Genomic DNA, 13,310 nt, shown 5'->3' on the forward strand with positions numbered 1-13,310 from the left:
AGCGGCCGGGCCGGGCTGACCGCTCGGATACCGGGCTCGAAGAGCCTGACGAACAGGGTCCTGCTGCTGGCCGCCGCAGCGGCGGGCACCAGCCGTGTACAGGCGCCATTGGTCAGCGAAGACACCGTGGCCTTCCGGAAAGCCCTCACGGAGCTGGGCGTCCGGGTGGAGTCCAGCCCGCTGGACGAGTACTGGGATGTGACTGGAACAGGACGCGGTCCGCAGGGGCAGGCGCGGGTGTGGTGCGCGGACGCGGGTACCGCCGCGCGTTTCCTCCCGCCGTTCGCGGCCACCGGGACGGGTTCCTTCGTCTTCGACGGCTCTCAGCAGTTGCGGGCCCGTCCGCAACGGCCGCTGTTCGACGCGCTCCTGCGTCTCGGCGCGGACATCGAGGCGGCCCCGGGCGGTGCGTTGCCCCTGGTGATCCGCACGAGGGGTCTAGACGGCGGGGAGATCACCGTGGACTCCTCGATGAGCAGCCAGTACCTCAGCGGTCTGCTGATGGCGGCCCCCCTGATGCGCCGTGGACTGACGGTCCGGTTCCGGGGCTTGGTCAGCCGTCCGTACGTCGACATGACCGTGGCCCTGATGCGGCGCTTCGGCGCGCACGTCACCGAGTGCCAGGACGGTTCCTTCGAGGTCGAGCCCGGCGGATACACCGCCGCCCATCCGGTCGTCGAGCCCGATGCCTCCACGGCCTCCTATGTCTTCGCCGCCGCTGCCGCTACCGGACAGACCGTCACGGTGCCCGGCTTGACCGAGGGAAGCCTCCAGGGCGACGTGCGGTTCGTGGAGGTGCTGGCGAGAGCGGGTGCGCGAGTCCAGGTCGACCGTGCAGGGACGACGGTGGCCGGGACCGGGCGGCTGCGCGGCGGATTCACCGTGGACATGGGCGAGATCTCGGACACGTTCATGACGCTCGCCGCCCTGGCACCGCTCGCCGACGCTCCCCTCACCATCCGCGGCATCGGACACGCGCGGCTCAAGGAGTCCGACCGTATCGCCGCCGTCGCGGCCAACCTGCGTGCCTGCGGTATCGAGACCGCGGAAGGCAGGGACTGGATCACCATTCGCCCCGGGGTTCCGCGTGCCGCGCGGATCGCCTGCCACCGGGACCATCGGATCGCGATGGCCTTCTCTGTGCTCGGGCTCGTGGTGCCGGGAACGATCTCCCTGGATGACCCGGACTGCGTGGCGAAGACCTTTCCTGGGTTCCATGCCGAGATGCGGCGCCTGTTTCCGGGATACGAACTTCCCCTGGAATCCGGCACATTGACGAAGGAGCACCGTTGAGCAGGTTGCGCTGGCTGACCGCGGGGGAATCCCACGGTCCCGCACTTGTCGCGACGCTGGAGGGACTTCCCGCCGGCGTGCCGATCACCACGGAGATGGTGGCGGACCATCTGGCCCGGCGGCGGCTCGGTTATGGGCGCGGTGCCCGGATGAAGTTCGAGCGCGACGAGGTCACCTTTCTGGGCGGTGTACGTCATGGGCTCACTCTCGGTTCGCCGGTGGCCGTCATGGTCGGCAACACCGAGTGGCCCAAGTGGGAGCAGGTCATGGCGGCCGACCCCATCGATCCGGAGGTCCTCGCGGAGGTGGCCCGCAACGCCCCGCTGACCCGGCCCCGGCCCGGTCACGCCGACCTCGCGGGCATGCAGAAGTACGGGTTCGACGAGGCCAGGCCGATCCTGGAGCGGGCGAGCGCGCGGGAGACCGCGGCGCGGGTGGCGCTGGGTGCGGTGGCCCGTTCGTACCTGAAGGAGACGGCGGGGATCGAGATCGTCTCGCACGTCGTCGAACTGGCGGCGGCGAAGGCCCCGTACGGCGTCTACCCCCAGCCCTCGGATGTGGAGCGGCTCGACGCCGATCCGGTGCGCTGCCTGGACGGTGACGCCTCGAAGGCGATGGTCGCGGAGATCGACCAGGCGCACAAGGACGGCGACACGCTCGGTGGCGTGGTCGAGGTGCTGGCGTACGGGGTGCCGGTGGGTCTGGGCTCGCATGTGCACTGGGACCGGCGGCTGGATGCCCGGCTGGCGGCCGCGCTGATGGGGATCCAGGCGATCAAGGGTGTCGAGGTCGGTGACGGTTTCGAGCTGGCCCGGGTGCCGGGCTCGCAGGCGCACGACGAGATCGTCCGCACCGGGGACGGCATCCGGCGCACGTCGGGGCGCTCCGGCGGCACCGAGGGCGGTCTGACCACGGGTGAGCTGCTGCGTGTCCGGGCGGCGATGAAGCCGATCGCGACGGTGCCGCGTGCGCTGGCGACCATCGATGTGGCGACCGGCGAGGCGGCCAGGGCGCACCACCAGCGCTCGGACGTGTGCGCGGTTCCGGCTGCCGGGATCGTCGCGGAGGCGATGGTGGCGCTGGTGGTGGCGGACGCGGTGGCGGAGAAGTTCGGCGGGGACAGCGTCCCCGAGACGCGCCGCAATGTGCGGTCCTACCTCGAGAACCTGGTCGTGCGGTGACGGGTCCGCGGATCGTCCTCGTCGGCCCGATGGGCGTGGGCAAGTCCACGGTCGGTGCGCTGGTCGCCGAGCGGCTCGGCTGTGTCTACCGGGACACCGACGACGACATCGTGAGCGAGCAGCGCCGCACCATCGCCGACATCTTCGTCGACGAGGGTGAGCCGGTCTTCCGCGCGATCGAGAAGCAGGCCGTGAAGCGGGCGCTGGCCGAGCACGACGGTGTGCTGGCGCTCGGCGGCGGCGCGATCCTGGACGAGGAGACACGCGCGCTGCTCGCCGGGCACCAGGTCGTCTACCTGTCGATGGACGTCGAGGAAGCGGTCAGGCGCACCGGCCTCAACACGGCGAGGCCGCTGCTGGCCGTCAACCCGCGCCGGCAGTGGCGCGAGCTGATGGACGCGCGCCAAGACCTGTACACCGAAGTAGCCCTGGCAGTCGTGGCAACCGACGACCGCACCCCCGAAGAGGTCACCCAAGCGGTCCTCGACGCAGTGGAGTTGAAGGAAGCATGAGCGAGGCAGTGACCCGTATCCAGGTCGGCGGAACCGCGGGCACCGAGCCCTACGAGGTCCTGGTGGGCCGTCAACTCCTCGGTGAGCTCGGCGGGTTGATCGGAGACAGGGCCCGGCGGGTCGCGGTCATCCACCCCGAGTCGCTCGCCGGCACCGGTGAGGTTCTCCGTGCCGATCTGGCCGAGCAGGGCTACGAGGCCGTCGCCATCCAGGTGCCCAACGCCGAGGAGGCCAAGACCGCCGAGGTCGCCGCGTACTGCTGGAAGGCGCTGGGGCAGTCCGGCTTCACCCGCAGTGACGTCATCGTGGGTGTCGGCGGCGGCGCCACCACCGACCTGGCCGGGTTCGTGGCGGCGACCTGGCTGCGCGGGGTGCGCTGGATCGTGGTCCCGACCACGGTGCTGGCCATGGTGGACGCGGCGGTCGGCGGCAAGACCGGCATCAACACCGCCGAGGGCAAGAACCTCGTCGGCGCCTTCCATCCGCCGGCCGGTGTGCTGTGCGACCTGGCCGCGCTGGACTCGCTGCCGGTCAACGACTTCGTGTCCGGGCTCGCGGAGGTCATCAAGGCCGGATTCATCGCCGACCCGGTGATCCTGGAGCTCATCGAGGAGGACCCCGAGGCGGCCCGCACGCCGGCCGGCCCGCACACGGCCGAGCTGATCGAGCGGTCCATCAGGGTCAAGGCGGAGGTCGTCTCCGGCGACCTGAAGGAGTCCGGGCTGCGCGAGATCCTCAACTACGGGCACACCCTGGCGCACGCGATCGAGAAGAACGAGCGCTACAAGTGGCGGCACGGCGAGGCTGTTTCCGTGGGGATGCACTTCGCCGCCGAACTGGGCCGTCTCGCGGGCCGGCTGGATGATGCGACCGCCGACCGGCACCGCACGATCCTTCAGTCCGTCGGTCTCCCGCTGAGCTACCGCTACGACCAGTGGCCCAAGCTCCTGGAGAACATGAAGGTCGACAAGAAGTCCCGCGGCAACCTGCTCCGCTTCATCGTCCTGGACGGCCTCGCCAAACCGACCGTCCTGGAGGGACCCGACCCGGCCGTCCTCCTCGCCGCGTACCGGAAGGCTGTCTGATGCCGGTGCCGGGCCACGAGAAGAAGGGGCGGCCGTGACACGCCACGCGGCGGTCCTCGGCAAGCCCGTCGCCCACTCCCTCTCCCCCGCACTGCACCGAGCCGCGTACCGCGCGCTGGGCCTCGACTGGTCCTACACCGCGATCGAGCGCACCGAGGCCGAACTTCCCTTCTTCCTCGACCAGTTGGACCAGTCCTGGGTGGGACTCTCGCTCACCATGCCGCTCAAGCGGGTGGCGCTCACCCTGGCGGACACGGCGACCGACGTGGCCCGGGCCGTGGGCGGAGCCAACACGCTGGTCCTGCGCGACGGCCTGCGCCACGCCGACAACACCGACGTTCACGGCATTGCCACCGCGCTCCGTGAGGCCGGAGTCACGGCCCCCGCTTCGGCCACTGTTCTGGGCGGCGGTGCCACCGCGGGCTCCGCGCTGGCCGCACTGCGTGAACTCGGCCTGGCAAGGGCGACGTTACTCGTACGGGACCGGTCGCGGGCCGGCCGGACCGAGGCGGCGGCCGAACGGCTCGGCGTCGACATCACCGTACGAACTCTCTCGCCCGCCCAACCTGCCCTGGCTGAGGAAGAGTTGGTGCTCAGCACTCTGCCGCCCGGCGCTGCGGACGACTACGCCACCGCGCTGCGCTGCCGTGCCCTGTTCGACGTGGTGTACGCCACCTGGCCGACGCGCTGCGCCGCCATGGTGGCCGCGCACGGCGGCACCATCGTCAGTGGTCTGTCCATGCTGCTCCACCAAGCCGTTGCCCAGGTCGAGTTGATGACCACCCGGCGCGACGGCGCAACGGTCGACGCCATGAGGGCGGCGCTGAGGGAAAACGTCCGGCCCCGCCCGTGAACTTCACGAGCGGGACCGGACGGCCAGCGCCCAAAGCCCCTGGTTCTCACAGCACCCGGAGCAGGGACACCGGCCGCTCGATCAGATCCGCGACGTGCCGCAGGAACCCGCCGGCCGCCCCGCCGTCGCACACACGATGGTCGAAGGTGAACGACAGCTGGCACACCTGACGGATCGCGAGCTCGCCGTCGACGACCCATGGGCGGGGCAGGATGCGCCCCACGCCGAGCATCCCCGCTTCCGGATGGTTGATGATCGGGGTGGACCCGTCGACGCCGAAGACCCCGTAGTTGTTCAGTGTGAAGGTGCCTCCGGACAGGTCCGCGGGAGTCAGCGTGCCCTCACGCGCGCTGGTGGTGAGGCGGGTGATCTCTGCGGACAGCTCCGGAAGCCGCATCCGCTGCGCCTCCCTGACCACGGGTACGACCAGACCCCGTTCCGTCTGCGCGGCGAATCCCAGGTGGACCGAGGGGAGTTGGACGATCTCCCTGTTGTCGGTGTCCACGGTCGAGTTGAGCTCCGGGTACCGGGCGAGGCCCGCGACGCAGATCCGGGCGAGGAGGGCGAAGAGCGAGATCCTGGTACCGTCCGAAGCCGCCAGCTGCTGTTTCGTGTCCAGGAGCCGGGTGGCGTCCACGTCGACCCACGTCGTCGCATCGGGGATTTCCCGTCGGCTCCGTGCCAGTTTGTCCGCGACGGTGCGCCGGATCCCACGCAAGGGGATGCGTACGGCTTCCTGTACCGGGTTTGCGGCCGGCCCCCCGGACGGAGCGGGCGAAGGCTGCGGTCGCGCCGCGGGTGACGTCTGGGGCGACCGGTCGTGCCGCTCGATGTCCTTGCGGACGATGAGCCCTCCCGGTCCGCTTCCGTGCACCGAGCGCAGATCTACATCGTGCTCTCTGGCGAGTCTCCGCACCAGCGGAGAGATCACGCGGACCGGTCCGGCGGAGGGAGTCTTCGGCCCCACCGGCGCGGCAGTCGCTGCCCGGGGAGAGGGGACGAGCACCCGCCGCCGACGGGCCGAGGGCGCGGATGTGCCGTAACCGACCAGCACGTTTCCCGAGTCCTCCGATGCCGCGCCTCTGGCGGGTGCCGCGGCATCGGCAGGCGGCGCACCCCCGGTGGCCGCTGTCCGCTTCTCGCCGATCGACAGCAGCGGCCTCCCGACATCCAGGCTTTCGCCCTCCCGACCCCACAGACGGGTGACGACACCGGCGAACGGGCACGGCACCTCCACCACTGCCTTCGCCGTCTCGACCTCCACCACGGGCTGGTCGACGGACACGGAGTCCCCGACCCCGACCAGCCACCGCACGATCTCCGCGTCCGTGAGGCCTTCGCCGAGGTCAGGCAGCGCGAACTCCCGCTCCCCGCGGGTCATACGTCCTCCCCCTGGGCGCTGTCACGCCACTGCAGGCGTGCGACGGCGTCCAGAATGCGGTCGACATCGGGCAGGTGGTAGCGCTCCAGCATCGGGGGCGGGTACGGGATGTCGAATCCGGTGACCCGTAGCACCGGAGCCTCCAAATAGTGGAAGCAGCGTTCGGAGACGCGGGCGGCGATCTCGGCGCCGAACCCGGCGAACCCCTGGGCTTCGTGCACGACGACGGCGCGACCGGTGCGCCTGACACTGGCGCACACCGTTTCGTCGTCGAAGGGCACCAGACTGCGCAGATCCACCACCTCCAGGTCCCACCCCTCGGCACGCGCGGCCTCCGCGGCGTCCAGGCACACCGGCAGTGAGGGACCGTAGGTGATGAGGGTGGCCGACGATCCGGCCCGGCGTACGGCCGCCTCGCCCAGGACGGGCGGATCCGCCGAGCGGTCCACCTCGCCCTTGGACCAGTACAGCCGCTTGGGCTCCAGGAAGATGACGGGATCGTCCGAGGCGATGGCCGCGCGCAGCAGGCCGTACGCGTCGGTGACAGTCGCCGGCGCGATCACGTGGAGACCCGGCGTGTGCGTGTAGTACGCCTCCGAGGCGTCACTGTGATGTTCCACGCCGCCGATGCCGCCGCCATAGGGGATGCGGATGGTCAGCGGCATCGGCAGAGCGCCACGGGTGCGGTTGCGCATCTTGGCGACGTGACTGACCAGTTGCTCGAAGGCGGGATACGCGAAGGCGTCGAACTGCATCTCCACGACGGGACGCAGACCGTACATGGCCATCCCGACGGCGGTTCCCAGGATGCCCGCCTCGGCGAGCGGTGTGTCGGAGACCCGGCTGTCGCCGAACGTCGCGGCCAGGCCGTCGGTGACCCGGAACACACCGCCCAGAGTGCCGATGTCCTCGCCCGTCAGATGAACGCGGTCGTCGGCGGCCAAGGCGTCGTGGAGTGCCCGGTTGAGCGCCCTGGACATGGTCATCTGCTCGGTGGCCGGGGCGGTGTCGACGGGCGGCGTGGCGGCGATGTCCACGATGGCGGTCACTGGCGGGCCTCCTCGGTGCCGTTGTTGTTGTCCACGCTCCGCGCAGCCCGCAGCTCTTCGGCCAGCAGGGAGCGTTGTTCGTCGAGCTGGGGGGTGCGCCGGGCGTAGACGTGCTCGAACAGGTCCAGCGCCTCGGGGGACGGGTCCGTGGAGAGTTGACCGCGCAGATCCCGCGCCATGTCCTCCGCCTCCTGCCGGATCCGGTCCACTTCGGCGTCGTCCAGGATCCCTCGGTCCCGAAGGTGCCGTTCCATGCGCTCGACCGGGTCCCGCCGACGCCAGAACTCGACCTCGGCCGCGTCGCGGTAGCGGGTGGCGTCATCGGCGTTGGTGTGTGCGTCGATCCGGTACGTCACCGCCTCGATGAGGGTCGGTCCGCCGCCACCGCGGGCGTGCTCCGTAGCCTTCCGCACCTCGTGATGGACGGCCGCCGCGTCGTTTCCGTCGACCAGCACACCCGGCATGCCGTAACCGATCGCCTTGTGGGCGAGCGTGGGAGCGGCGGACTGCTTGCTGAGCGGGACGGAGATCGCGTAGCCGTTGTTCTGCACCAGGAAGACGACGGGGGCCCGGTAGACGGCGGCGAAGTTCATCGCCTCGTGGAAGTCGCCCTCGCTGGTGCCTCCGTCGCCGATCATCGCGAGCACGACCAGGTCGTCCCCGCGCAAGGCGGCGGCGTGAGCCAGCCCCACCGCGTGCAGGGTCTGCGTCGCCAAAGGGGTGCTCAGAGGTGCGACGCGGTGCGCGCGAGGGTCGTAACCGCTGTGCCAGTCACCCCGCAGAAGCGTCAGCACCTCGACGGGGTCGACACCCCGTACCAGCAGGGCCAATGTGTCCCGGTAGGTCGGGAAGATCCAGTCCTGCCGGTCGAGAGCCAGCACGGCGCCCACCTCGCAGGCTTCCTGCCCCGTGGTGGACGGATAGACCGCCAGCCTGCCCTGCTTGGTCAGTGCGGTCGCCTGCACGTTGTAGCGGCGGCCCCGGACCAGTTGCCGGTACAGGTCGAGCAGGACAGCGGTGTCCATGAACTCGGTTCCGGACACGTCGCCGATGAGGCTCAGGGGTTCCGAGGAAGGCAGCATGGCCGTCACGTCCTCGCCGACATCTGGCGGATCAAGAACTGTCATGTGGATGAGGCTCCTTCAACCGGGTGAGTGGGGCCGCCGGCGCCTGAGTACACGCCTGTGAGCGCATGCCAGTGGCCGGGAGCCGACGTCCCCGCCCCAGCATTCGTGGTGGAGGGAAGTGACGGCAGTCGGCCGATACGGCTAGTACCTCGGCTCTAACCCCCGGATTTCCCCGCCCCGCCAGGCCGCCCAACCGCCACCCGAAGAGCCGCCGCCCCACCGCCCCACCGCCCCGAAGAACCGCCGCCCCACCGCCCGCAGAGCCGCAGAGCCGCAGAGCCGCAGAGCCGCAGAGCCGCAGAGCCGCAGAGCCGTGGGGGCGCGGGGGCCGCCGAGCCGTCGGGCCATCGGGCCATCGGGCCATCGGGCCGGAGCCGGAAACCCAGGGACCACCGGGGCTAGGCCCCTGGGACTAGGCGCAGGGCTCTACTTCCAACTGGCGACTACCGACGGCACTTCGGGCACACCACGCTGAACGGACCAGCCGCGACTCCGCATGGCCGCGGCCCCCAGCCAGGAGGATGTCCATGAGCACTGCAGCCACCTCCCGACTCGTCGTCGGCGACCGGTTCCGGGACTTCGCCGAGGCCGTCGGCGCCGAGACCTTCTCGGGCCTGACCCGCTCACTGGACGCGGGCGACCTGGATGCCCTCCAGGGCCCGGTACATGTGGTCACGGGTCAGGGCCTCGGCGAGTTCGAGATCTCCTACCTCCGTGACGCCATCACCCGCCGGCAGCTGGACGACCGCATCGTCCTGGTGCACACCACCGGACAGCCCGCCCGCCGTCAGGAGCTGCACAAGGCCCGGGAGGACAACGTCCTGGTCGCGGGACTCACGCAGGTCGATGACACCACGTACGAAGCCCAGCTGCGGCTGCACGACCACAACGAACTCCTGGTCGACGTGCAGGATCGGGTGCATGTCCAGGGCATGGTGGCGATCGAGGCCGCCCGGCAGATGTTCCTCGCGGTGATCGAGCGCTACTTCACCGCCCGCTGGCCCCAGCAGCGCTACTACATCGTCCTCAACTCGATGAACACCACGTTCTCGAACTTCCTCTTCCCGGTGAGCGCCACACTGCGGCTGAAGGTGGACGAGTCGGACGTGTCGGAGCCCAGCCGGCTCACGGTCCGGACGACGGTGGAAGTGGTGCAGGCGGGGCGGCCCGCCGCCGGTGTCACCATCGACGCGGCGGCCTTCGCCCCCGGTCTCCTGGAGGAGAAGGAGCTGCGGAGGGCCAAGAGCGCCGTGGCGAGCACGGTGGACGCGGCTCTGCCGTCTGCCTGATATGCCTCCGCGGGCACAGGACACGAAGGAGTCGCCGAACATGGCCCAACTCCAGAGCATGGAGCGGAGATTGGCCTATTTGGGGCCGAAGGGAACCTTCACCGAGCAGGCCCTGAGATCGGTCCCGGAGGCCGAGGGATCCCGGCTGTTGCCGGCTGCCACGGCGGCGGAGGCACTGGCGTATGTGAGTGGGGGACTCGCCGATGCCGCCATGCTGCCCGTGCACAACACGGTGGCCGGAATGGTCCCGGACACATTGCGCGCGCTGGTGGCAGCACCGTCACCGAAGGTGCTGAGGGAGGTCGTGCTCCGTGTCGAGTTCGCCCTGCTGGTACGCCCGGGGACGCCGCTCTCGCGTGTCCGTACGGTGAGCGGTCATCCGCACGCGGGGAGACAGGTCATCGGGTGGCTCAAGACCCATGCACCACACGCGCGTTGGACTCCGGCTCCGTCCAACGCCGAGGGAGCCCGCAGAGTCAGGGACGGAGAGTGCGACGCCGCGGTGGCCGGAGAGTTCGCCGCCGCGCCCTACGGCCTGGAAGCCTCCGTCACCGGGATACAGGACACCTCAGGTGCCGCCACACGGTTCCTGCTCTGTGCGCGGCACGGCAGAGCGAGTGCCCCGGATGCCGACGGCGCCGGCCGCACGTCGCTTGGCGCCGACCGCACGTCGCTGATCGGGCGCTTCGACGGCCGACCGGAGCTGTTCGGCGAAACACTGGACGAGTTGAGCGGCCACCCCTTCCTGCGAGACGTGTCCCTGCACGTCGTACCGCACGGCACGGACGGCTCCGTCCTCTTCGTCGACTGCCCGGGCAGTACGGCTCGTCCCGGGACCGTTCGCGCCGTCGGCCTCCTCCAACTGCGCCTGCCGGGGCTGAGATCGATGGGGTCGTACGTCTCGGCCGCCGCCGCGCGGCTCCCGCTGTCCCTGTCAGAGGTTCTCCCGTACGAACGGAGCAAGCCCATGCAGACCGAGTCCACCACCGGAGCCGACGCCTCCGTAGCGCCCACGCGCGCGGACATCAGTCGGCTGAGGGAACAGATCGACGCCTTGGACCAGTCACTCCTCGGCATGCTTCGGGAGCGGTTGGAGGCGTCCCGGGAGATCCAGCGACTGCGCACCGGCGAGGGCGGCTCGCGCGTGGACTCCGGGCGTGAGCAGTCGATTCGTGGCCGGTACGCGGACAACCTCGGGGAGGGCGGGAGCGGGGTCGCGGAGGCCGTGCTCGAAATGTGCCGGGGACGGGCCCCGCAATGAGCCCGCCACTGAGGACGCCACGGTCCTCGTCCCGTCTCCGTCGCGGTCGTGAGGACGTCCTCGCGGCCGCGACGGCCTTGTTCTGCGAACGGGGCTACGACGCCACGAGCATGAGCGACATCGCCGATCATCTCGGTATGGCCAAGGCCTCCGTATACCACCACGTGAAGAGCAAGTCACAGTTGCTCCATGCCGCCACCGGGCCGATGCGGGCAGCCCTGCTCTCCCTGCTGGGCGCCGGCGCGGCGTCTGGCGAGCGGAGCGTCCACAGGCTCGCCGGGCTGCTGCGCGGGCTGGTCGCGGTGGCGGAGGCCGATCCGCCCGGACATGCCCTCCTGTGGGGAACGGGCAGCGTGACAGACGAGGACGACCGCGATGCCGTATGCCGTGAGCTGGTGTACTGGCGGCTGGTGGAACTGCTGGAGCAGGCGATCGACGAGGACGACGTACGGGACGACATCGCGCCCCGGCTCGCCGCCAGGCTACTTCTCGGGGCCGTCGTCGGTCCCAACTGCCCTCCAGAAGAGCGGAGTTCACTCTCGCCCTCGGCGATCGACGTACTGTTCGAGGGGCTGGCGCCCGCGGGAGGCGCCGTGACACACCGGCCGGAGGGCGTCATACGGGAGACGAGGGCCGCGTGAACGCGGACCGTATGGCCTGTCTGAGCCACACGTGCATGGGTTCGGTCTCGTGCCTTGGATGCCAGGCCTGACAGATGCTGATGGGGTCCGTCCTGACCGGAAGGTCGAACACCTCGATGCCCAGGGATTTCTGCGCGCTGGCGGCGAGGGAACGGGGCATCGCGGTGACGAAGTCGGTCGAGGGGAGCATCAGGAGCGCTTCGCCGTAGTTGGGCACGGAGGCGACGACCTCCCGGCGCAGTCCGAGTTCGTGCAGGGCGACGTCGATCGGTCCGGTCATACGGCCCTTGCGCGACACGCTGACGTGCCGTGCTGCGGCGAACGCCTGCGCGGTCACGGCGCGTTCGCGCAGCGGATGACCGGTCCGGGCCACCCCCACGAACCTGTCGGTGAAAAGCGGCTCGATGCACAGTTCCGGGGAGGCCTCGTCGATGATGCCGACCTCGATGTCCACCGTGCCTTCCCGCAGCGGCGCGCTGCCGTGAGTGCTCTCGACGGTGAACGTGAAGCGGGCGAGAGGCACGTCCACGCTCGCCCGGCACAGCAGAGCCGGAGCGAGCACCGCGGCGAAGGCCTCGTCCGCGACAATGGTGAGCATCCGGCTGATCTGTGCGACGTCCTCCCGACAGCGCGGCGTGAGGATGTCCTCGGCCGCGCGCATCAGCGCACGGACCTTGGGCCGAAGCTCCAGTGCCCTGGGGGTGGGCACCAGACCGCGGCCGGCTCGGACCAGTACGGGATCTCCGAGAGCATGCCGGATCTTGGACAGCGCACGGCTCATTGCGGGTGCGGAGACCGCCAGCCGCTCGGCCGCACCCGTGACGCTGCCTTCCTGTAGCAGAGCGTCCAGAGCCGGCAGCAGACGTACATCCACATGGACCGCGGACAGAGCGGACATTTCATCGGTCCTGTCCCCATGGTCCGGGTCGCCGATACCAATTACAGTCAATTTCCACTCCTCCTGAGAAGCGTCAGAGATGTCAAGAGGAAATTTGGTCAATTTACCAAATGGGGGAAGTGGATTCCGCTTGGCAATCGGAAAGTGCTTTAGTATTGCCCCCCCTCGATTTCTCGAAACTCTTTCACGATGTAAATCATGGTGGCGAATTCATTCTGGATCCCCGCAGGAGATTCAAAGCGCAACTATTGCGCGTGACGTAACCCACTTTTAATCGACTCGTTTGATTTCAGCCTATACAATGATTCCACAGGGTGTAATCGTTGGCGAAGCGGCAGTGGGAGCAATGGAGCTCGCGCGCATGCCCTTGGTGAACAATTTTCGTTGCATGATTAGGGGGAAGCACATGTCTCTTGGGGAGTTTCGTTTATCCCGTACGGCTTCCGAAGAGGTAGTTCCCGTGCTGGGCCTCGACAATGAGGACTCCGGCCGGGAAGCGGAGCGTCCCGTCTCCACTCTCACGCCGCGAGAGCGTCAAGTCCTGAATGGAATCAAAGAAGGTTATTCCAACAGGATGGTGGGACGGGTCCTCGGGATTTCTGAGCGGACTGTCAAGGTTCATCTGCATTCAATTTTCATCAAGCTGGGCGCCGCTTCACGCACCGAGGCCGTCATCGCAGGGATTCGGAACGGGTGCATAAGCCTGCACTGACGGTTGTATACGTGTGGCCCCCGGCGTG

Annotated in this window: 13 protein-coding genes; 9 read left to right on the top strand and 4 right to left on the bottom strand. The window is 69.4% G+C overall.

What is annotated here, in order from left to right:
• Positions 1 to 15: 15 nt before the first annotated feature.
• From aroA to ACFVKT_RS31625, 5 genes are read left to right on the top strand one after another with little or no spacing between them, the layout of a single operon-like run.
• Positions 16 to 1,293 carry a 3-phosphoshikimate 1-carboxyvinyltransferase gene (gene aroA / locus ACFVKT_RS31605; RefSeq protein WP_385738275.1) on the top strand — a complete coding sequence of 426 codons (1,278 nt, stop codon included), beginning with the start codon at positions 16 to 18 and terminating at the stop codon, positions 1,291 to 1,293.
• Complete coding sequence (gene aroC, locus ACFVKT_RS31610; RefSeq protein ID WP_385737922.1) at positions 1,290 to 2,474, top strand: chorismate synthase; 1,185 nt, start codon at positions 1,290 to 1,292, stop codon at positions 2,472 to 2,474. Before aroA ends, aroC begins: the two co-directional genes overlap by 4 nt.
• Positions 2,475 to 2,503: 29 nt before the next feature.
• Entirely contained in the window at positions 2,504 to 2,986 is a 483-nt protein-coding gene (locus ACFVKT_RS31615; RefSeq protein ID WP_385738277.1) for a shikimate kinase, read from the top strand.
• Positions 2,983 to 4,071, top strand: a complete 1,089-nt coding sequence (gene aroB, locus ACFVKT_RS31620; protein WP_385737924.1) for a 3-dehydroquinate synthase — start codon at positions 2,983 to 2,985, stop codon at positions 4,069 to 4,071. Before ACFVKT_RS31615 ends, aroB begins: the two co-directional genes overlap by 4 nt.
• A 34-nt stretch (positions 4,072 to 4,105) precedes the next feature.
• Positions 4,106 to 4,924 carry a shikimate dehydrogenase gene (locus ACFVKT_RS31625; protein WP_385737926.1) on the top strand — a complete coding sequence of 273 codons (819 nt, stop codon included), beginning with the start codon at positions 4,106 to 4,108 and terminating at the stop codon, positions 4,922 to 4,924.
• Between the two features lie 46 nt (positions 4,925 to 4,970).
• Here ACFVKT_RS31625 and ACFVKT_RS31630 read toward each other — a convergent pair whose 3' ends face one another.
• From ACFVKT_RS31630 to pdhA, 3 genes are read right to left on the bottom strand one after another with little or no spacing between them, the layout of a single operon-like run.
• Positions 4,971 to 6,305 (bottom strand): dihydrolipoamide acetyltransferase family protein, encoded by a 1,335-nt coding sequence (locus tag ACFVKT_RS31630; RefSeq protein WP_385737928.1) that lies wholly within the window; start codon positions 6,303 to 6,305, stop codon positions 4,971 to 4,973.
• Complete coding sequence (locus ACFVKT_RS31635) at positions 6,302 to 7,291, bottom strand: alpha-ketoacid dehydrogenase subunit beta (protein ID WP_385738279.1); 990 nt, start codon at positions 7,289 to 7,291, stop codon at positions 6,302 to 6,304. The genes ACFVKT_RS31630 and ACFVKT_RS31635 overlap by 4 nt, the downstream gene beginning before the upstream one ends.
• Positions 7,292 to 7,350: 59 nt before the next feature.
• Positions 7,351 to 8,481, bottom strand: coding sequence for a pyruvate dehydrogenase (acetyl-transferring) E1 component subunit alpha (pdhA, locus tag ACFVKT_RS31640; RefSeq protein ID WP_385737930.1), 1,131 nt, complete (start codon positions 8,479 to 8,481; stop codon positions 7,351 to 7,353).
• Between the two features lie 527 nt (positions 8,482 to 9,008).
• Here pdhA and ACFVKT_RS31645 point away from each other — a divergent pair.
• From ACFVKT_RS31645 to ACFVKT_RS31655, 3 genes are read left to right on the top strand one after another with little or no spacing between them, the layout of a single operon-like run.
• A complete protein-coding gene (locus ACFVKT_RS31645; protein ID WP_385737932.1) occupies positions 9,009 to 9,770 on the top strand; it encodes an AfsA-related hotdog domain-containing protein in 762 nt (253 codons plus the stop codon).
• A gap of 40 nt (positions 9,771 to 9,810) precedes the next feature.
• Positions 9,811 to 11,031, top strand: coding sequence for a chorismate mutase (locus tag ACFVKT_RS31650; protein ID WP_385737934.1), 1,221 nt, complete (start codon positions 9,811 to 9,813; stop codon positions 11,029 to 11,031).
• Positions 11,028 to 11,672 (top strand): TetR/AcrR family transcriptional regulator, encoded by a 645-nt coding sequence (locus ACFVKT_RS31655; RefSeq protein ID WP_385737936.1) that lies wholly within the window; start codon positions 11,028 to 11,030, stop codon positions 11,670 to 11,672. Before ACFVKT_RS31650 ends, ACFVKT_RS31655 begins: the two co-directional genes overlap by 4 nt.
• Here the strand turns inward: ACFVKT_RS31655 and ACFVKT_RS31660 are convergent.
• Positions 11,647 to 12,570, bottom strand: coding sequence for a LysR family transcriptional regulator (locus ACFVKT_RS31660; RefSeq protein WP_385737938.1), 924 nt, complete (start codon positions 12,568 to 12,570; stop codon positions 11,647 to 11,649). The genes ACFVKT_RS31655 and ACFVKT_RS31660 overlap by 26 nt on opposite strands.
• A 406-nt stretch (positions 12,571 to 12,976) precedes the next feature.
• On the opposite strand from ACFVKT_RS31660, the gene ACFVKT_RS31665 reads away from it, so the two are divergent.
• Positions 12,977 to 13,282 carry a response regulator transcription factor gene (locus ACFVKT_RS31665; protein WP_385738281.1) on the top strand — a complete coding sequence of 102 codons (306 nt, stop codon included), beginning with the start codon at positions 12,977 to 12,979 and terminating at the stop codon, positions 13,280 to 13,282.
• The last annotated feature ends 28 nt before the right edge of the window (positions 13,283 to 13,310 follow it).

It is taken from the genome of Streptomyces sp. NPDC127595 (assembly GCF_042671685.1).
GTDB lineage: Bacteria > Actinomycetota > Actinomycetes > Streptomycetales > Streptomycetaceae > Streptomyces.